Below are 18,425 nucleotides of genomic sequence, written 5' to 3'. Positions count from 1 at the left end.
ATGACCGACATCCTGTTCTACCATTTGACCGAATCGACGCTCGAGGAGGCGCTGCCGGGCCTGCTCGAGCGCAGCGTCGAGCGCGGCTGGCGCGCGGTGGTGCAGACCGGCACGGAAGATCGCCGCGACGCGCTTGATCAGCATCTGTGGATTTTTCGCGACGATTCCTTCCTGGCCCATGCCACCGACCGCGAAGCCTATCCGGCCGAGCAGCCGATCCTGCTCACCACGGGCGAGGGCAACCAGAATGCCGCGCAGATCCGTTTCCTGGTCGACGGCGCGACGCCTCCCGACTTGTCCGGCTACGAGCGCGCCGTCTTCCTGTTCGACGGCCATGACGCGGCACAGCTCGAAGCCGCCCGCGGCCACTGGAAGACGATGAAGGAAGCCGGCCACGCCGTGACCTACTGGCAGCAGACCGCCGACCGGCGGTGGGAGCGCAAGGCTTAGCTCGCAAGTCCGGCACTATCCTGAAGATGCCGCCACAACGCCTCGGCCACAGGTCCGTGCGGCTTGTCGCGTCGCCGCACCGCGGCGACGGTTTCGGTGCGGCCGGGAATGTGCCGGCCGGCAATCGAGATCAGCCGTCCCTCGCGCAAGTCGTCCTCGATCAACCAGTCGGGCAGGTGGCCCCAGGCAAGCCCGTGCAGGATCAGCTCCTTCTTCATCATATGGTCGGGCACCGAGCAGGAATGCGCGCCGTCGATAACGAAGAAGTTTTCGGATGAGGGGCGCCGCGCCGTGTCTCGGATCACGCATTGGGTGAAGGGCCGCATCGCTTCTGGCGTGACGTCATTCCTCGGGTCGAACGGCAGGAAGCCAGGCGCCACCACCGGCACGAAGGCGACTTCGCACAGGTTGATTCTCTCAAGATGCGGATCGGACGAGTTAGCGCGGTGGAAGACGAGGTCCGCTTCGCCGTCCATCAATCGCTCGACCGGCCCGCCGATTGCTTCATAGTCGAGATGCAGGCGCGTGCGCGGCCGCTCGGCGAAGAAGCAGCTGAGCAGGCCGAGTATTCTGGGCCGAGGGCAGACGTCGCCCATGACGAGGCGCAGCATGGTTTCCTCGCCGCTCGCCAGCTGGCCGGCATAGGTCCGAAGATGCTCGAACTCGCGGATCGTCAGTTGCGCCCGCGCATGGAACAGGCGGCCCTCGTCGGTCAAGCTCACCCGGTAGCCGCTGCGGTCCAGCAGCCTCAGGCCAAGTTGCTCTTCGAGCCGGGCGACGGCCGCGAACACCGAGGGATGCGTCCGGTGCAAGGCCTGTGCCGCGGCCTGGAAGCTGCCTCGGCGGGCGACGGCATCGAAGCATCTGAGATCGTGAAGTTTCACGCCATCCATAGTCGACAGATCCTACAAAGATTGTCACATCATAGTAATTTTCTTCGATGGTTACGATGCTTACTTTGCCTCATCGAAAGCCTTCCAAAAGCGCCGAAAGGATGAGGATCCAAAATGACCGACACGCTGCACTTCACTGCGGGCGATGGCGCCCGCATCGGCTATAGGCTGGACGGTCCGGAAGACCGTCCGGTGCTGATGCTCTCCAACTCCATCGCGACGACGTTCCACATGTGGGACGGCCAGGTTCCGGAACTCGCCAAATCCTTCCGCGTGCTGCGCTATGATTTTCGCGGCCATGGCGGCTCCGACGCGCCGGCCGGCGCCTATTCGCTCGACCGTCTCGGCCGCGACGTGTTGGAACTGCTCGATTTCCTCGGGCTTGCCCGCGTGCATTTCCTCGGCCTGTCGCTGGGCGGTTTCGTCGGCCAGTGGCTGGGCATCCATGCACCGGAGCGCATCGAGCGCCTGATCCTTTCCAACACCTCGCCACATCTCGGGCCGGCATCCTATTTCGACGAGCAGATACGCAACGTGCTTGCGGCCGACGACCTGTCGGCGACGGCGGACATGTTCATGCGAAACTGGTTCCCTGCCTCCATGCTTGCCGGTCAAAACAAGACAGTCGAGCCATTCCACGCCGCGATCCTCGCCATGTCGCCGCAAGGCTTGGCGGGATGCTTCGCCGCGGTCCGCGACGCCGATCTGCGCCGCCCGATTTCCCTCATCGCCGCGCCGACGCTGGTCATCGGCGGCGAGGACGACAAGGTGACGCTGGCAAGCCACAGCGAGGCGATCGCGGCGGCGATCCCCGGCGCGGAACTCCTGCTTTTGCCCGGCGTCCACCTGCTCAATGTCGAGCGTCCAGCGGAGTTCATGGAAGCGGTGACGGGCTTCCTTCGGAAGCGATGATCTGGCAGTGCCGCATGAGCTTGGAAACGTCGCTATCGATCGCTTTTTGCGTTAGATAGGGGCCAAGCTCATGCGGCGGGGGGAGAATGCGGATCAGGATCGTCGGAACCGGCAGGGCGGTACCGGCTGAGCGCGTCACGACGCGGACGCTGGAGGAGCGGCTTGGCCTCGGCGAGGGCGCGCTCGAAACCGCGACCGGCGTCGTCGAGCGCTATGTCTGCGAGGGCGAATCGCAAATCGATCTAGCTTGCGCGGCGGCGACGCTGGCGCTTGAGGATGCCGGCCTCGATCCCGGCGCCGTCGACCTGATCATCGGCGGCTGCGGCGTGCCTTATCAGCCGCTGCCGGCGACCGCGCCCTTGGTCATGCAGCGCCTTGGGCTGGCCGACGGCTCGGCTGCCGCCTTCGACGTCAACAGCACATGCCTGGGCTTCCTCACCGCCTTCGAGACCGCGGGCCGCATGATCGAGGCCGGGCAATGCGAGACGGCGCTGGTGTTTTCCTCCGAGATCGCCTCGCGCGCCTTGCCGTGGCAGGATGCGCCCGAGATCGCCGCGCTCTTCGGCGACGGCGCCGCGGCCGCCGTGCTGCGCAAAGGCGGCCAAGGCGAGGGCAAGGTGGCGGCCAGCCTGATGCGCACTTATCCGTCGGGCTGGGAAGCCTGCGGCATCGGTTCGGGCGGCACGCGCTTCGATTTCCGCAAGGAGCAGGAAGCGTTCGCCGCGCACAGCCTGTTCCACATGGACGGCAAGGAATTGTTCCGGCTCACCGCGCGCCATTTCAACGGCTTCGTCGCCGCTCTGCTTGAGCGCGCCGGCTGGCGGCATGGCGATGTCGATCTCGTCGTGCCGCACCAGGCGAGCCCGTTCGCGCTTGCCCATATGGCGCGCCAGACCGGCTTTGCGCCGGAAAAGCTCGTCGACATTTCCGCCCGCTTCGGCAACCAGATCGCGGCGTCCATTCCCTTCGCGCTGGACGTCGCGCGCCGCGAGGGCCGCGTAGCGCCGGGCATGAAGCTGCTCATCCTCGGCACGTCGGCCGGCGTCTCCTTCGGCGGCATGGCGCTGGAGGTCTGAGGAATGGCCGTGCTCGTCACCGGCGCCAGCGGTTTCTTGGGGTCGCATGTGCTAGAGCGGCTGGCTGCGTCCGGCACGCTGGCGCTCGGGCTCGGCCGCGATGAAGCGTGCTGCGCCGCGCTGGAGGCCGCCGGCCATCGCATCGTCCGCCACGATCTCGCGCAGCCGCTCGACGCCGCGCTCGATCCGAGGCTTGGCAGGGTCGAACGGATCATCCATTGCGCGGCGCTCTCTTCGCCTTTCGGACGCCTCGCTGATTTCGAGGCGGCCAACGTCACGGCAACGCGCAACCTTGTCGATTTCGCGCAGCGGCAAGGCGTCAGCCGCTTCGTCCACATCTCCACCCCGTCCGTCTGCTTTGCCTTCCGCGACCAGCTTGGGCTCAGCGAGGACGTGGCCTTGCCGGAGCCCGTCAATCACTATGCCCGCACCAAGCGCGAGGCCGAAAAGATCGTGCTCGCCCAGCCGGCCATCCATCCGCTGGCGCTGCGGCCGCGCGGCATCTACGGCAAAGGCGACCACGCGCTGCTGCCGCGCCTGATCAAGACGGCCAAAAGCCGGCCGCTGCCGCTGTTTCGCAATGGCCGGGCGGCCATCGACCTCACTTATGTCGACGATGTCGTCGACGCGGTCATGGCGGCGCTTACCGCGCCCGGGGAAGCGGAGTGCCAAATCTTCAACATCTCCGGCGGCGAGGTGCTGCCGGTCCGCCGCATTGCCGACGAGGCCTGTGCCCGCGCCGGTCTCGAGGCGCGCTGGCGGCCGACGCCGCTCATGCCGGCGATGCTGGCGGCGGGCCTGATGGAAGCAGTGGCGCTCCGGTTGCCTGGCCGCCCCGAGCCGCCGGTCACCCGCTATGGGCTCGGTCTCTTCGCCTATGCGCAAAGCCTCGATATTTCCAAGGCGAAGCGGATGCTTGGCTGGGCACCGAAGATCTCGTTCGAGCAAGGGCTTGACCGCACGTTTTCCGGTGGTGCGCAGCCATGAGGATCGTCTTCGCCAACAGCGCCTGGGTGAGCGCCGCCGAGCGATTGATCCTGCGCGGCGGCGGCTGGCAAAGTGTCAAGCTGCGTGTCCGCTACGGGCTGTTCTTTCACCCAACTGCCGGGCCGGTGCTCATCGATACTGGCTATACGCAGGAAGCTTTGAGCGGGGCGCGACGCAGCCGGATGCTGCGGCTCTACGGTGCGCTGCTGAAACCCGAGCTCAATGCGGCCGAGCAGGTTCTGCCGCTGCTGCAGAGTTTCGGCCTGTCGCCCGACGACATCCGCACGATCATTGTCACCCATTTCCACGCCGACCACATTTCGGGCCTGTCGCTGTTTCGCAGCGCCCGCTTCATCGCCAGCGATGCCGCTTGGGCGCGGGTCAAGGCGCGAGGCCTGAGGCAGAATCTGCGCCGCGGCGTCTTCACCGAACTCTTCCCGCCGGATTTCGAGGCGCGGCTGGAGGGCATCTCCGCGAAGCCCCGCGTAACGCCGCAGGGCGCCATCCCCGGCGGCGCCGATCTCTTCGGCGACGGCAGCGTGATCGCGGTCGATCTTCCAGGACATGCCGACGGCCAGTTCGGCCTGCTGTTTACCGGACCGGTCCGGCCGCTGCTCTACGCCGTCGATGCGCAATGGCTGCTCAATGCCTTGACCCATAACCGCACGCCGGGTTTCCCGGCCACGTTGATCGCCGAGGATGCCGCGGCGATCGAGCCGACCAGCGCCATGCTGCGTCGCTTCCTCGCCTCAGGCGGCGAAGTGATGCTCTGCCATGATCCCGCCCCGACATCTTACGACCTCGCACCGGAGGCCGCATGAACGGGCTGGCGGAAGCGGCAGGCTCCTTCGCCTTGACGCGCTGGGTCTCGCGGAAGAGCCGCGCGGATTTCGAGCGCTGGCAGGCGGCCGCCTTGCGGCGCTTCCTCGATCGCGACCTGCCGCGTGCGCCGTTTTACGGCAAGGCGCCGGCGCGCCTCATCGATCTGCCGGTCGCCGAAAAGGCGCTGCTGATGGCGCGCTTCGACGAATTCAACATCCACCGTCTCACCGCCGCGCAAGCCTGGGCGGCCCTGGCGGGCGATGGCCGCGCCGGACCGCTCACTATCGGCGCCAGCACCGGAACATCGGGCAATCGCGGCCTGTTCGTGATTTCCGAGGCCGAAAAATACCGCTGGCTGGGCGCGATCCTGGCCAAGGCGGCGCCCGATCTCCTCTGGCGCAGCATGCGCGTCGCCGTCATCCTGCCGCAGAACACCGGGCTTTACGACAGCGCCCGCAAATCGCGCCTGATAAAGCTCGCCTTCTTCGATCTGACCTCGGGCCCGGAAAGCTGGCGCGGCGCGCTCGAAGCCTTCGATCCGACGGTGATTATCGCGCCGCCGAAAATCCTGCGGCATTTCGCAAGCGAGGGTTTCCGTCTTCGTCCGAAGCGTGTCTTCTCGGCGGCTGAAACGCTGGATCCGGTCGATCGTCCGGTTATAGAGGATTTCTTCCGGCTGCCGCTCGATCAGATCTACATGGCGACCGAAGGCTTGTTCGCGGTCACCTGCCGCCGGGGCGGACTGCATCTTGCCGAAGACTCCGTCTTCTTCGAATTCGAGCCGGCGGGCGAGGGGCTGGTGACGCCGTTGGTGACAACCTTTCGTCGCCGGACACAGATCATGGCGCGCTACAGGATGAACGACCTGTTGCGCTTGTCCAAAGCACCTTGCCGATGTGGTTCGCCGCTGCGCTGCGTCGACGAGATCGTCGGCCGCATGGATGATGTGTTCCGGCTCATCTCGCCGGACGGCCCGGTCCTCGTCACGCCGGATGTGCTGCGCAACGCCGTGCTCAAGGCCGATCGCCGCATCGACGATTTTCGTCTTGTCCAGACCGGCCCGGACAGGGTCGAGCTCAGCCTTCCGCCAACGTTCGCGGATGATGCGGCGGCGGCCGCGCATCAAGCGGTGCAAGCGTTGCTGGATGCGCGAAAGGCGGTCGCCACCGTCACGCTCGTCCGCGCGCCGCTGCCGCTGGAAACAGGCCGCAAGCTGCGTCGCGTCGAAGCCCGCCTGGAGCGCGCGCGATGAGCGGCGCGGCGGTGATGGAAAAGCCCACGCAGCAGGCCGACCGGGTCGAGAATAAGCCGGCAAAGATCGAGGCTTTTGTAAGGCTTTTCAACGAGGTATCGGTTTGCGATCTCGTCGCCAATCTGGACACGAAAGTCGAGACGCTCGAAATCGCCGGGCAGGTTTTTCCGCTGACGTTGAACGACGGGAGTGAGGCGCACAATTGCTATATCTGCTGCCCGACCAGCGCCTACATCGACTATGCGATGGATGAGACGCGCAACTTCGCCGCCCATCCTCTGTTGCGGCGCGCGCTGAGTACCCTGATCGGCGCCTGCGCGCCGCTGGTCAGGGCGAGCGGCCTCGACCGTCAGGCGCAGGTCAACAACTGGCTCTATTCGACCAATCCGGTGCCGCTGCTCGACCGGCCGACAGCCGTGTCGTTGCGCGCGGCCTTGACCGCGCGTTTCCCAGATCGCGCCATCGTTATCCGTTCGCTGAACGATATCGCCGATCCGGCGACCATGGCCGCCTTGAGGGCCGAGGGGTTCCGCATGCTGGCGGCCCGCCAGATCTACATCTTCGCCGATCGCAGCGCCGCGCCCGCAATGACGCGCGACATGAAGCGCGATCGCGCCTGCCTGCGCACAACGCCGTTCGAGCGAGTGGGCAATGAAGATTTCACCGAGGCCGATTATGCGCGCGCCGAGCAGCTCTACACCATGCTCTACCTCGACAAATACACTCCGCTCAATCCTCACTACACGGCACGCTACATCGCCGAAATGCACCGGCGTGGCATCATCAGCCTGGCGGGGTTGCGCCGGCCGCGCGGCGAGCTGGTCGCCGTCACCGGCCTGTTCGAGAACGGCGGCACGCTGACCCAGCCCATCGTCGGCTATGACACCAGCATGCCGGTCGCCGACGGGCTTTATCGCATGATGATGGCGGTGGCGCAGGACCACGCGACTTTGCGCGGCCTGTTCTTCAACATGAGCGCGGGCGCCGCCGATTTCAAACGCCGGCGCGGCGCGGTCGCCGCGATCGAATACAACGCCGTCTATGCCGGGCATCTTGCGCTTCGCCGACGCATGGCGATCCGCGTCATGGAGGCCGTGCTGGCATGGGTCGGCATCCCCCTGCTCAGGAGGTTCGAACTGTGAGCGAGCGCGGCGGGGAAGCCCATTGGCAGGCGGTGGCGTTGTCGACCGACATCGTCAAGCGGCCGAAGCGCATCCTGTTCGACGGCGCGCCCGTGGTGCTGTTCCGCTCGGCGCACGGCATTGCGGCACTTTTCGATCGTTGCCCGCACCGGCTGGTCGAGCTGTCGACCGGCAGGATCGTCGGCGGGGAGATCGAATGCCCCTATCATGGCTGGCGTTATGACGGCGAGGGACGCTGCACCGCGATCCCCGGCCATGTCGGCGCCATGCCGCATTACCGGGTCCGCCGCTTTGCCGCGATCGAGCGCGACGGCATCGTCTTCATTTCTTCCGGCTCGCCGACGAGCGAGCCTTACCTGCACTGCATGCAGGGCAAGGATGTCATCGTGCGGCGGGTGCGCTCGTCGACGCAGTCGACGGTCATCGATGCGGCGGAAAACATCCTCGATGCCACCCATACCCATTTCACCCATAAAGGCCTGCTGCGCGGATTGACCTCGAAGCGCCATCTGGTGCGGGTCGAGGTGACCGGCGGCGAGGGCTGGGTCGAGGCCTGCTATACCGGCGAGGACCGTCAGCAGGGCCTGATCAGCCGGCTCTTGGAAGGCGAGCGTGCGAAGACCATCGGCCGCTTCCGCCATCCCGGCATCGCCGAGCTCGAATATTGGGGCAGGGACGGGCTGGTCTTAGCCACCACCTTCCATCTGCGCCAGGCCGACGAGCGCACCATCGAGGGTATCGGCTGGCTGATCGGCCGGCGCCAAGGCCTGCTCGGCGAGCTGAAGGCGCTGGCCTTCAAGCCGCTTTTCAACATCGCGCTGCATCAGGATCGCCGGGTGCTGAAATCGGCCAGCGACAATGCCCGGCTACCGCCCCAAGCCTTGCCGGTGATCGGCCCGCTCGATTTCCTGCGCCGCGACATCGCCGCGATCATGGATGGGAAGATGCCAGCGGCTGCGACTGAGGCGAGGGTGCATGAGATTGAGCTGTGATTGTTTGCCGATAAGGCGGCAGGTCGCGTTCCTTCGCGCCCCCTCTGGCCTGCCGGCCATCTCCCCCACGAGGGGGGGAGATTGGATGTCGCGCCGGCTTTGCCAATCGCCGGCGTGGCAGAAGGAGCGAGGCGACCGAGCTGCTGATCTCCCCACAAGTGGGGGAGATGTCCGGCAGGACAGAGGGGGGCGCTGTCCCGTCAGCTTCTACAATATGCATGCTTAGCCCGGCCCATTCCATTCGATATCCCGCGTCGAAGCCGACTGCAGGTTGATGCGTTCGCGCAATGCCACCCCAGCAATCTCCGCCAGCGCCGGCCATTGCGCTCTTGTGGGCGCCGAATCGGCTGGCCAATCGAGCAACTCATCGGCCCCGCGCATCGCCTTTCGGAATTCGCCAAGCCCTCCCGAACGCAGCGCCGCTGGCAATCCGTAAATCCACATCGCAAGCCGCACCGTTTGCGGGGCGCTGACGTCGGGCGCGACTTCCTGACCGTCGCCGAGCACGGCATCCACGAAGCGCGCGGGGTCGCGAAAGAAATGCAGGCCGCTCACCGCGCGCGGATTGCATTCGAGCGGCAGCACACGGCCGCCCGGCTCCCGCATCAGGTCGAAGGAAATCTGCCCGGTCCACGTGGTGCCGGCCACGATCCGCTCAACCAGCTCGCGCGCGGCCTCGTCCTCGATCCGCTCGAAGAAGATGCCTGCTCCCTTTCCGGCACGATAGAGCGAGCGGTAGAGCGCGAGCGCCTTAAGCCTGCCCTGGCGCGCCACCGCATAGGCGCTGATCTCCTCGCCCTCGACAAAATGCTGTGCCACCCAGGGCATGGCGGCCGAGGGCGCGATCGCATCGAGCGCTTCGGGCGGCGGACGCAGCAGCACATGGCTGGCAAAGCGCGACCAGACCGGCTTGAACGCCAGCTCGCGAGAGCGGCCGCGCACGACCTCCATATCGCCACGCGAGCTGAGCAGCGTCGTTTCCGGCACCTCCAGCCCGAGCCGTTCGGCGAGCCGGATGAAGCTGTGCTTATTGTGGACCTCCGCCAGCAGCTGGATATCGGGTGCGAACAAAAGCGCCGGCATGCTCCTGCCGCGCCAGGCAAGCGCAAGGTGAAAGACCTCCTCGCAGGTCGGGACGACGAGGCCGACGCCCTCGGCCCGGATCAGCTCCTCAACCGCATCGGCATAGGCCCGCGGCTCGAAACGCGGCGGCGGCAATCGATGATAACGCGCGCAGGCTTTGCTCGCCGCCGCGATCGGCCGCGCCGGCGTGTCGGCCAGGATCACCCTATGGCCCGCGCCATGGAGAAGGCGCGCGAGATGCAGCGCAACCGGCGCCCGCGCCCCGGTAATCAGGATGGATCCGTCAGCCCCCGGCATCGCTCATTCGCGTCGTTCCCGTCGCGAAAAATCGTTGCGCGAAATCGGCCTGGTTGGCAACGCGGGCAGCGATCGATGCCGGAGCGGCAAGATCATTTCTTACGCGGCTTCGCCTTCTCGGTCGCCGGCTTGCTCGGCCAATGCCAGCCTTCGCCCTCGCCATGCGCGGCCTGCGGCCGCGCCACATAGGCGAGCGCGCCATTGGCCTCGAGATAGACGCGCGACAGCATCTCGGCGAGCACGCCTGAGGTCACCGCCTGCAGCCCGGCGATCACCAGGAAGAAGCCGGTGATCAGCATCGGCCTTGTGCCGATATCCTGCCCCCAGAAAACCTTGATAGCGAGGAGATAGGCAAGGATCAGCGAGCCGAGCACGCCGAACACGATGCCGATGCCGCCGAAGAAATGGCCGGGCCGCGTGCGGTAGCGCAGGAAGAAGAACATGAAGACGAGGTCCAGCACCACGCGGAAGGTGCGCGAGATGCCGTATTTCGACTGGCCGTGGATGCGGGCGTGATGCGTCACCACCTCCTCGGCGATGCGGCGCGGCGTCGTCACCGTCGCGAGCCAGGCCGGGATGAAGCGATGCATCTCGCCATAGAGCCGCACGCTGCGGATGACGCTGCCGCGGAACACTTTCAGGCTGCAGCCATAGTCCTTGAGCCGCACGCCGGTGACGCGGGCGATCAGCCTGTTGGCGATGCGCGAGGGCAAGCGGCGCATCCAGAAACCTTCCTTGCGGTCCTTGCGCCAGCCGGCGACGAGGTCGAGATCCTCGGTCAGCAGGCGGTAGACCATGCGTGGAATGTCGAACGGGTCGTTCTGCAGATCGCCGTCGAGCGTCGCGATGACGTCGCCGCGCGCGGCGTCGAGGCCGGCCTGCATGGCGGCGGTCTGCTTGTAGTTGCGCACCAGTTCCACGCCATGCACATGCGGCCCGTATTGGGCAGCCAGCCGGCGGATCTCGGCGGGCGTGGCGTCGGTGCTGCCGTCGTCGACCAGCACCACTTCCCAGGGCTGGCTGTAATTTTCCATCGCCTGATGAATGCGGACCAGCAGCGGCTCGACATTGTCGGCTTCGTTGTACATCGGGACGACGATGGAGAGCTTGTGCTCGGGCATGATGGCGCCCTCGGGCAATCCGGAAGCCGGAATGGGAAGCACGTTCATGGCGGTCATTTCCTTGCCGGCCCCGCCGCCGGGGTTTCCGGCAGCGTCGATTTCGAGGGGAACAGCCAGGCGATCGCACCGGTTGCGACCGCCGAGCACAGGATGAAGAGATGCAGCGCGAGCGCGGCCTGCAGGCCGTCCTTCATGGCAATGCCGGAATAGAGCAGTGCGGCGGCCGCGCCCGCTTCATAAGTGCCGAAGCCGGCGACACCCTGCACCGGCAGGATGGCGGCCGCCTCGGCCCCGACCGCGCCGGGAAAGGCGGTCTGGAACGAGGTATCAAGTAGCATGGCGAGCAGCCAGCCCTGCACGCCGAGCTTCAGCGCCCAATTGGCCATCGTCCACCACCAGCCGTAGCGCGAGCGTCCCGTCGCTTCGGTGAAGATGTCGCGCAATTTGCCGAGCTTCGAGACGATCCTGCCGCCCGCCGCCCAGTTGTGCGGCGCGCGCGCCCAGCGCGGCAGGTACCATGCGGCGGCGATCAGCGCCGCGATGCCGGCGGCCCGCAGCGCCGGATGCAGGCCCGGCCAGACGAGGCAAGCCAGCACGCCGACGACGAAGGCGTCCTGCAGTCTGAACCACAGTAGCGAAGCGCTGGCGCGCACGATCGGCACGCCGAACACCTGCCGCAAAAGGATCGGAAACGCCGTCTCGCCGCCGCGGAACGGCACGATGTTGATCATCGCATTGTGGATCAGGATGACGCGAAGCACGGCGCCGAAGCGGCCGTTCACGTCGCCGCGGAACTCGTCGCAGACACGCAGCGCCCTGAGCACGTAGGTGACGAACAGCGCCCCCGCGACCGCTGCAAAGGCGCCCGGCGTGATGGAGGCGAAGGCATCGCCGACCATCTTCCAGCGCTGGTCGCTGGCAAGCCATGCCAGCAGCGCCAGAGTGACGATTATCGATATCGCTCGCTTCAAACAGGTCTCCAACGGGCCGCCCGGTCGGGGCGGAAGCGCCATTCGAGGGCCTGCAAAGGGGGCGCTCTCGAATGTCGGCCCGGCCGGCGCCGGTCCGATATCGGATCCGTGCCGGCTTTTTCAAGGCGCTGTTCCTATAGAGCAATTTCAGGAAAAGTGTGAGCGGTTTTCCGTCCGGAATTGCGTCAAAACAAAGAGATAGAGCGGTTCGCCGTTTCCGTGAAACGGTGAAACGCTCTGGCGCAGCGGCGGCGGCGAATCCACAAGCTTGGTTGGAGCCTCGATCGAGGCGGCGAAAAGCGGGCGGACGTCGCGCCCGCCCGATAGCCGATTAAGCCTTACTCTCCGCCCATCTCTTTCTTGAACTGATCGAAATCGACCTGCATGCCGTTGAAGATGGTGCTCCAATGGCGCGTCAGCGCCGCCATGGTGACGGCCTCCCGGATCTCCTCGTCGGTGGCGCCGGCGTGCTTGGCGTTCTGGGTGTCCGACCAGATGCAGTAGCTGCACGGGATCTGCGCCGCGACCGCCAGCGAGATCAACGACTTCTCCTTCGGCGTCAGCGCCGTCTTGTCGCTGAGCTCGATGGCCTTGACCTCGGCCCAGGCGCCGGGCAGACCGGCCTTGGGGAACTGTTTGATGAAGCTCGGCACACCGCCCATGGTCGACTGGATGTCCTTCAGCGCCGCGTCATAGTCATCGGCGCGGGCCGGCGCGGAGGCGAGCAATGCGGCAGACACGCCCGCCGCGGCGATCAGCGAGGCGAAGCGAAGGCAGGAATGCGCGGTTGAGATGATGCGAATGACTGACATGATATTCTCCTCTGGTTTTTGTTAGCCTTACGATGTAAGGTGTGTGGAAGATGAACCTTACAGTGTAAGTTGTCAAGCGCCATGGATGCACCGAGCAGAAAAAAGCGACCCCGCGGAAAACTCTCCCGCGACATGATCGAGGACGCCGCCTTCGAGGTGATCGAGCGGGAAGGGCTTTCCGGCTTTTCGATGCGCAAGCTCGCCGCCAGGCTCGGCTGCGAAGCGATGAGCATCTATCACCACTTCCCCTCGCAGGCGCATCTCTACGAGGCGCTAGTTGACCGCCAGATGAGCGGGCTTGTAATCCCCGACGATAGGCTGCCCTGGCGCGAGCGGGCCCGCATCGGCATGCAGGAATTCCGGCGCGTCGCCACCGAGCACCCGGCCTTTGCGCCGTTCATCGTCGTCTACCGAATGAACTCGCCGCCCTGCCTCGCCAAGCTCAACGCCATCATCGGCCTGTTCGAGGATGGCGGCTTCGGCCCCGAGCTCAGCGCCCGCCTGTTCCGCGCCGCAGGCTACTATCTGATGGGCGCCATCCTCGACGAGACGGCCGGCTATGCCAAGGGGCCTTCGGCGGTCACCACCGTCAGCGACGAGGAGCTGGCGCGCGACTATCCGAGCGTCGTGAAGGCCGGCGCCTATTTCGGCGCCGCCGGCTTCGACAAGACTTTCGAGCTTGGCCTGGAAATGTTTCTGGACGAGATGGAGCGGGTCCGCGAAGCTGCGCGAAACGAACCCGCCAAAAATAGCAGCGATCTCGCTCAGAAACCAAGGCTCTGAATGCGCTTCCTGTGTGTCCTTCTCCTCATCGCCGGTGCCGCCATCGGCATCTTCTATCCCTGGGCGATGAGCAATTTTTCCGGCCACCCCATCGGCACGTATCGCGTCTATGAGGGCGGCCGCTTCCGGCCCGCCACCGTGCAACTTGCCGCAAGCGACGCTCCGGTAAGGGTGCTGGTCGACCTGACCGCGCGGGCCGAGCGCGTCGCGGGCCAGCAGCGCACGGTGCTGACGCTGACCGCAGCGCATGGCGGCCGTACGGTGCTGGCCTCGGCGCTCTCATTCAACCACACGGACAATCCGCGCCAGGCCAGCCCGCAACTGCCCGACAAGATCTTTCGCGACGAGGCCGGCGTCATCGATAAGGTCGTGCCCGGTCCTTACCTCTTCACCGTCGGACCCGGCGATGCCGACGGCATCGCCATGCGCGCGGTCGATCTCATCCTGCGCGCGGACACCGGCTCGATCGACGAACGCGCGCGGCCGGCCGGCTATACGCTGATGGGCGTCGGCCTTGCCGGACTGGCGGTTTCGCTGGTCTTCGGGCGCCGCGGCGGTGGCCCGCAAAATCCCAATTCGCAGCCGCCACCGCCGCGCTGGGGCCGCAACGGTTCGCCACGAGCATGATGCCGAAAAGTGTGAAGCGGTTCTCGCTCGACATCATGCTCTCTGGAGATAAGCGCGCATGAACTATCGCCACGCCTACCACGCCGGCAATTTCGCCGATGTCGTCAAGCATGCCGTGCTCGCGCGCCTCGTCGAATATCTCAAGCAGAAGGACAAGGCTTTTCGCGTCATCGACACCCATGCCGGGATCGGCCGCTACAATCTTGCCTCGGTCGAGGCCGGCAAGACCGGCGAATGGCAGACCGGCATCGGCCGGCTGGTAGAGTCCGCGCTCGAGCCGCAAGCGGCGGCGCTGCTTCAGCCCTATCTGGAAGCGGTACGCGCGCGAAATCCCGACGGCGGCCTCAAGCATTATCCCGGCTCGCCGCTGATCGTGCGCCATCTCCTGCGCAGCCAGGACCGGCTGACGGCGATCGAGCTGCATCCCGAGGATGCCGCGCGGCTGAAATCGGTCTTTGCCGGCGATTTCCAGACAAGGGTGATCGAGCTCGACGGCTGGCTGGCGCTCGGCGCGCAACTGCCGCCGAAGGAAAAGCGCGGCCTCGTCCTCATCGATCCGCCCTTCGAGGAGGAGGGCGAGTTCTCCAGGCTTGTCGAAGGCCTGCAGAAGGCGCATCGGCGCTGGCCGGGCGGCATCTACGCGCTCTGGTATCCGATCAAGGACCGCAAGGCGGTCACCGCTTTCCGCACGGCGTTGACGGAGACCGGCATTCCGAAGCTGCTCGACATCGCCTTCGAGATCCGGCCCGCCTCGAACGAGCCCAGCCTCGACGGCAGCGGGCTGGTGGTGGTCAATCCTCCCTATACGCTGGAGAGCGAATTGAAGGTCCTGTTGCCGGCCCTCCACAAGGTTCTCGCCCTCCGGCAACAGTCGCTCTGGTCGCTCGAGTGGCTGGCGGGCAAGTAGGCGACCGCATCGCCTAAACCAGCGCCGTGGGCGTAACACCGGTCAGCCGCCGACTTTCGCGGATCAGATGCGCCTGGTCGGCATAGCCGGCCTCGATTGCGAGCAGCGCGGTCGAGGCGTCGCCTTGCTGTCGTTGCAAGCGCCGGTACCGATGGAAGCGCAGGATGCGGTCGAGCGTCTTGGGGCCATAACCGAAGGCGTCCTCGAAGCGGCGCCGCAGCGTCCGTTCGCTCATATGCAGCTGGCGCTGCAGGAAGGGAACCAGCGGCGTTTCCGGCGGCAAACCTTTGTGGATGACGTCGAAGGCCCGGCCCATCTGCGGGTCGAGCGCATCGCGGCCTTCGGTGCGTATGCCGACCGTCTCTTCCAACTGCCGCAGCATGGCCGGCAGATCGGTCGCAGCCTTGATGCGATCCGATAGTTCGCGGGCACGCGTACCCCATAATTTCTGGAGATCGAGCCGCCCGCCGACGATTTCGCTGGCCGGCACGCCCAGCCAACCGGCGGCGGCGCCGGGCCGGAAGCGGAAGCCGACGATCACCGCGCCCGCGGCAGGCCGCTCGATCTGCGGCTCCTTGTCGGGGCCGGCCACGCGGAAGCGGCCGTCGATCCATTGCAGGTCGATCGTCGCATCCGGCGTGATGACGATGGGCGGAACGGCGCGGTTGTCCATGCGGTGGACCCAGACCGCGCAGAAGGCAGCGGCAAGGCCGCCAGCGACGGGCCGCTCGCGAAAGAAGCCGGTGGTCTGCGCCAGGACCGGTTCCATTCTCTCTCCGATCTGCTCCAGCGGGAGTTGCCGGATCGGTGTGACGGTCATTTTGGCCGAAATCTTCAAGGCCGGCCACGTCATCCATGGCAAAACGGACGCAACTTCACCGCGCTTCACGCGCTCTCAGACCGCATCCGTTTGCGGCTGTGGTCACGAATATAGAAAGGAGTGAGAGAAAATGAAAGCTCGCATCACCGTATTGACGCTCGGCGTCGACGATCTGGAAGTGTCGCTCAAATTCTATCGCGACGGCCTCGGCCTGCCGACGGAAGGCATCATCGGCCGGGAATTCGAGCATGGCGCCGTCGCTTTCTTCGAACTCGCCGGCGGCTTGAAGTTCGCCATCTTCGAACGGTCCAGCATCGCCCATGACGCGACGGTGCCGCAGAGCGGCCGCAGCCCGACCGAGCTCACCATCGGCCACAATGTCGGCAGCGAGGCCGAGGTCGATGCCGTGATGGCCGAGGCCGTCAAGGCCGGCGCACGCGTGGTCAAGCCGGCGCAAAAGACTTTCTGGGGCGGCTATGCCGGCTATTTCCAGGATCCCGACGATCATCTGTGGGAGGTCGTCTACAACCCGGCCTTCATTCCGCTGGATTGAGCAAAGCGAAGCGCGTCGTCGAGAGAGGAGGCCGTCATGCCCGTTCAATCCGTTCAAGCGCTTGGCGCTCTCCTCATCGGCGGCGTGTTCGTCTTCGCCGGCATCGAGCATTTCCTGAAATTCGGCGCGATGCGCGACTATCTGGCCGCGCAGAAATTTCCGGCTCCGGCCTTGATGCTGGCCGTCGGTTCGACGGTCGAGGTCGCTGCCGGTTTCCTGCTTGCCGTTGGCATAACTCGGCCCTTTGCCGCCGGTGCGCTCGCCACCTTCACGCTGGCGACGAACGTCATGCTGCTACGCTTCTGGGCCGTGGAGGAGCCCGCGAGGCAGGTCCTGCGCAACGCATTCCTGATCAACATTGCCGTCATCGGCGGGCTGCTGCTTGCCGGCACAGTTTAGGTTGGATGGGGTTTCAGATCAGGCCGGCTGACCTAAATCTCCATGCAACCCAATTAGCCGGTGAAGTCTGGAACGAAGTTTTACGGAAACCATTGTTTTCGCAACCGCTTGACCGCCGCCAAGTGCTCCCGCACAGTGTGCGGAACCGACCTTGAGAGGCTGTCATGACTCGCTTCGCCCATTCCGCCCTTGCCGCGCTGATTTCGCTATGCACCCCGTTGGCCACATCGCTGGGCTTCAGCCAGGCAGCGCATGCCGCCGACCTGTCCATCTACACCGAGGATGACGGCAGCGTCTGCGGCGAGGCCTGGGTGCTGAACAAGATCACCGACCGCTTCTCTTATCAGGTGCATCACGTGCCGCATCTGCCGGACGTCGCGATCACTGATTTCCGCAACATCCGCCAGCATCGTTATGAGCCGGCGAGCGATGAATGGCCGATCGGCCGCCACTATTGCCGCGCCACCGTCAACCTGACGGACGGCCGCGACCGTTCGATCTTCTACCTGATCGAGGAAGGCCAGGGCTTTGCCTCGATCGGCGACAATGTCGAATTCTGCGTCTCCGGCTTCGACCGGTGGCTGGTGTACAACGGCCGCTGCCGCGTGCTGCGATAATATTTTGCGGGCTGGTAGACATTGAGGTCGGCGCTCTACGGCGCCCCCCTCTGGCCTGCCGGCCTCTCCCCCACAAGAGGGGAGATTAGCGGCTTCGGCGTCCAGCTGCATTCTGCAGCCTTGGTGATTGGCGAAAGCCGGCGCGCCATCTGATTTCCCCCCTTGTGGGGAGATGGGGCGCTGTCCCGCCGACCTGTCGGAAGTTGGCTTCTGGTTTTCAGAGGTCGCCGCCGGAGCCATGCAAGCAGCTCCCGCTCACAGCCAGCTCCGCTGCCGCTCACTCAGGCTGCCTTGTGGCCCGATACGTAAGCCTCGATCAGCTCGACCAGTTGCTTCTGCAATTCCGGCGCGTCGAGCATGTTGCGCCGTGCCGCGTTGTGGATCACGCCCTCGATCGCCGAGGAGAGCACGCGCGCCATCGTCTCGGTATCCTTGCGGCGCTTGCGATACTGCGCGACGGCAGCCGCATAATGTTCGAGATAGCGCGCCTGGAACGAGGCATGGGCGGCGCGCGAGCCGCGGTCGCCGGGCGCCTCGTCCAGCAGCACCTGGTGCAGCGTCGGATGGATCGAGTGCGCGCCGATCATGCCGCGCACCAGCTCGCGCGCGAATTGCCTGAGCGGCTTCTCGTCGGCCGCCGCTTCGCGAATCACCGACAGCACATGATCGAAGTGGCGGCGCCGGATCGCTTCGACCAGGGCGAGCTTGTCGGGGAAATATTGATAGAGCGAGCCGATGCTGACGCCCGCGGCCTCTGCCACCTTGTTGGTGGAAAAACCTGCCCAGCCGAGCTCGCTCAAAACGTGAGCACCGGCTTCGATGATCGCCTCGACGGTAGCGATCGAACGCGCCTGGCGCGGCTGCTTGCGCATGCGTGCGGCCGGCTTTGCAACGCGAGTAGACATGCTG

Annotated in this window: 21 protein-coding genes; 14 read left to right on the top strand and 7 right to left on the bottom strand. The window is 65.7% G+C overall.

The window, feature by feature from the left end; all coding sequences use genetic code 11:
- The gene (locus tag FJ423_RS13355) at positions 1-450 is read left to right on the top strand and encodes a DNA polymerase III subunit chi (RefSeq protein ID WP_140842343.1); all 450 of its coding nucleotides are present in this window, start codon (positions 1-3) and stop codon (positions 448-450) included.
- Here the strand turns inward: FJ423_RS13355 and FJ423_RS13350 are convergent.
- Positions 447-1,343, bottom strand: a complete 897-nt coding sequence (locus tag FJ423_RS13350) for a LysR family transcriptional regulator (protein WP_140842341.1) — start codon at positions 1,341-1,343, stop codon at positions 447-449. The two genes, FJ423_RS13355 and FJ423_RS13350, sit on opposite strands and share 4 nt — an antisense overlap.
- Before the next feature lie 114 nt (positions 1,344-1,457).
- Here FJ423_RS13350 and FJ423_RS13345 point away from each other — a divergent pair, with 114 nt between their 5' ends.
- The 7 genes from FJ423_RS13345 (at position 1,458) to FJ423_RS13315 (ending at position 8,526) form a co-directional block, all read left to right on the top strand.
- Complete coding sequence (locus FJ423_RS13345) at positions 1,458-2,255, top strand: alpha/beta fold hydrolase (protein ID WP_140842339.1); 798 nt, start codon at positions 1,458-1,460, stop codon at positions 2,253-2,255.
- An 86-nt stretch (positions 2,256-2,341) separates the two neighbouring features.
- A complete protein-coding gene (locus FJ423_RS13340; protein ID WP_140842337.1) occupies positions 2,342-3,331 on the top strand; it encodes a 3-oxoacyl-[acyl-carrier-protein] synthase III C-terminal domain-containing protein in 990 nt (329 codons plus the stop codon).
- 3 nt (positions 3,332-3,334) lie between these two features.
- Positions 3,335-4,318, top strand: a complete 984-nt coding sequence (locus FJ423_RS13335; RefSeq protein ID WP_140842335.1) for an NAD(P)-dependent oxidoreductase — start codon at positions 3,335-3,337, stop codon at positions 4,316-4,318.
- On the top strand, positions 4,315-5,139 hold the full coding sequence (locus FJ423_RS13330) for an MBL fold metallo-hydrolase (RefSeq protein ID WP_140842333.1): 825 nt from the start codon (positions 4,315-4,317) through the stop codon (positions 5,137-5,139). Before FJ423_RS13335 ends, FJ423_RS13330 begins: the two co-directional genes overlap by 4 nt.
- Positions 5,136-6,392 (top strand): F390 synthetase-related protein, encoded by a 1,257-nt coding sequence (locus FJ423_RS13325; protein ID WP_140842331.1) that lies wholly within the window; start codon positions 5,136-5,138, stop codon positions 6,390-6,392. Before FJ423_RS13330 ends, FJ423_RS13325 begins: the two co-directional genes overlap by 4 nt.
- Positions 6,389-7,534, top strand: coding sequence for a GNAT family N-acetyltransferase (locus FJ423_RS13320; RefSeq protein ID WP_140842329.1), 1,146 nt, complete (start codon positions 6,389-6,391; stop codon positions 7,532-7,534). The genes FJ423_RS13325 and FJ423_RS13320 overlap by 4 nt, the downstream gene beginning before the upstream one ends.
- Entirely contained in the window at positions 7,531-8,526 is a 996-nt protein-coding gene (locus FJ423_RS13315; protein WP_140842327.1) for a Rieske 2Fe-2S domain-containing protein, read from the top strand. Before FJ423_RS13320 ends, FJ423_RS13315 begins: the two co-directional genes overlap by 4 nt.
- A gap of 222 nt (positions 8,527-8,748) precedes the next feature.
- Here the strand turns inward: FJ423_RS13315 and FJ423_RS13310 are convergent, their stop codons facing one another.
- From FJ423_RS13310 to FJ423_RS13295, 4 genes are all read right to left on the bottom strand, one after another.
- Positions 8,749-9,906 (bottom strand): hypothetical protein, encoded by a 1,158-nt coding sequence (locus tag FJ423_RS13310; protein WP_140842325.1) that lies wholly within the window; start codon positions 9,904-9,906, stop codon positions 8,749-8,751.
- A 92-nt stretch (positions 9,907-9,998) separates the two neighbouring features.
- Positions 9,999-11,075 (bottom strand): glycosyltransferase family 2 protein, encoded by a 1,077-nt coding sequence (locus tag FJ423_RS13305; protein ID WP_140842323.1) that lies wholly within the window; start codon positions 11,073-11,075, stop codon positions 9,999-10,001.
- A gap of 5 nt (positions 11,076-11,080) precedes the next feature.
- Positions 11,081-11,998: a lysylphosphatidylglycerol synthase domain-containing protein gene (locus tag FJ423_RS13300; protein ID WP_140842321.1), complete on the bottom strand. Its 918-nt coding sequence runs from the start codon at positions 11,996-11,998 to the stop codon at positions 11,081-11,083.
- 338 nt (positions 11,999-12,336) lie between these two features.
- On the bottom strand, positions 12,337-12,810 hold the full coding sequence (locus FJ423_RS13295) for a carboxymuconolactone decarboxylase family protein (protein WP_140842319.1): 474 nt from the start codon (positions 12,808-12,810) through the stop codon (positions 12,337-12,339).
- Positions 12,811-12,942: 132 nt separating this feature from the next.
- Here FJ423_RS13295 and FJ423_RS13290 point away from each other — a divergent pair, with 132 nt between their 5' ends.
- From FJ423_RS13290 to FJ423_RS13280, 3 genes are read left to right on the top strand one after another with little or no spacing between them, the layout of a single operon-like run.
- The gene (locus FJ423_RS13290) at positions 12,943-13,593 is read left to right on the top strand and encodes a TetR/AcrR family transcriptional regulator (RefSeq protein WP_224627610.1); all 651 of its coding nucleotides are present in this window, start codon (positions 12,943-12,945) and stop codon (positions 13,591-13,593) included.
- Positions 13,594-14,220: a hypothetical protein gene (locus FJ423_RS13285; protein WP_140842315.1), complete on the top strand. Its 627-nt coding sequence runs from the start codon at positions 13,594-13,596 to the stop codon at positions 14,218-14,220.
- A 58-nt stretch (positions 14,221-14,278) separates the two neighbouring features.
- Positions 14,279-15,127 (top strand): 23S rRNA (adenine(2030)-N(6))-methyltransferase RlmJ, encoded by an 849-nt coding sequence (locus tag FJ423_RS13280; protein WP_140842313.1) that lies wholly within the window; start codon positions 14,279-14,281, stop codon positions 15,125-15,127.
- Positions 15,128-15,140: 13 nt separating this feature from the next.
- On the opposite strand, the gene FJ423_RS13275 is transcribed toward FJ423_RS13280, so the two are convergent.
- Positions 15,141-15,896, bottom strand: coding sequence for a helix-turn-helix domain-containing protein (locus FJ423_RS13275; protein WP_140842311.1), 756 nt, complete (start codon positions 15,894-15,896; stop codon positions 15,141-15,143).
- A 181-nt stretch (positions 15,897-16,077) separates the two neighbouring features.
- Here FJ423_RS13275 and FJ423_RS13270 point away from each other — a divergent pair, with 181 nt between their 5' ends.
- The 3 genes from FJ423_RS13270 to FJ423_RS13260 all read left to right on the top strand — a co-directional run bounded on the left by FJ423_RS13270 (position 16,078) and on the right by FJ423_RS13260 (position 17,516).
- Positions 16,078-16,500, top strand: coding sequence for a VOC family protein (locus FJ423_RS13270; RefSeq protein WP_140842309.1), 423 nt, complete (start codon positions 16,078-16,080; stop codon positions 16,498-16,500).
- A gap of 36 nt (positions 16,501-16,536) precedes the next feature.
- Positions 16,537-16,899, top strand: a complete 363-nt coding sequence (locus FJ423_RS13265; RefSeq protein WP_140842307.1) for a DoxX family protein — start codon at positions 16,537-16,539, stop codon at positions 16,897-16,899.
- 164 nt (positions 16,900-17,063) lie between these two features.
- Positions 17,064-17,516: a hypothetical protein gene (locus tag FJ423_RS13260; protein ID WP_095767037.1), complete on the top strand. Its 453-nt coding sequence runs from the start codon at positions 17,064-17,066 to the stop codon at positions 17,514-17,516.
- A 281-nt stretch (positions 17,517-17,797) separates the two neighbouring features.
- On the opposite strand, the gene FJ423_RS13255 is transcribed toward FJ423_RS13260, so the two are convergent.
- Positions 17,798-18,388, bottom strand: coding sequence for a TetR/AcrR family transcriptional regulator (locus FJ423_RS13255; protein ID WP_095767038.1), 591 nt, complete (start codon positions 18,386-18,388; stop codon positions 17,798-17,800).
- Positions 18,389-18,425 lie beyond the last annotated feature (37 nt).

This window comes from Mesorhizobium sp. B2-8-9 (genome assembly GCF_006439475.1).
Lineage (GTDB): Bacteria > Pseudomonadota > Alphaproteobacteria > Rhizobiales > Rhizobiaceae > Mesorhizobium.
This window is presented reverse-complemented; position numbering and strand designations above follow the sequence as displayed.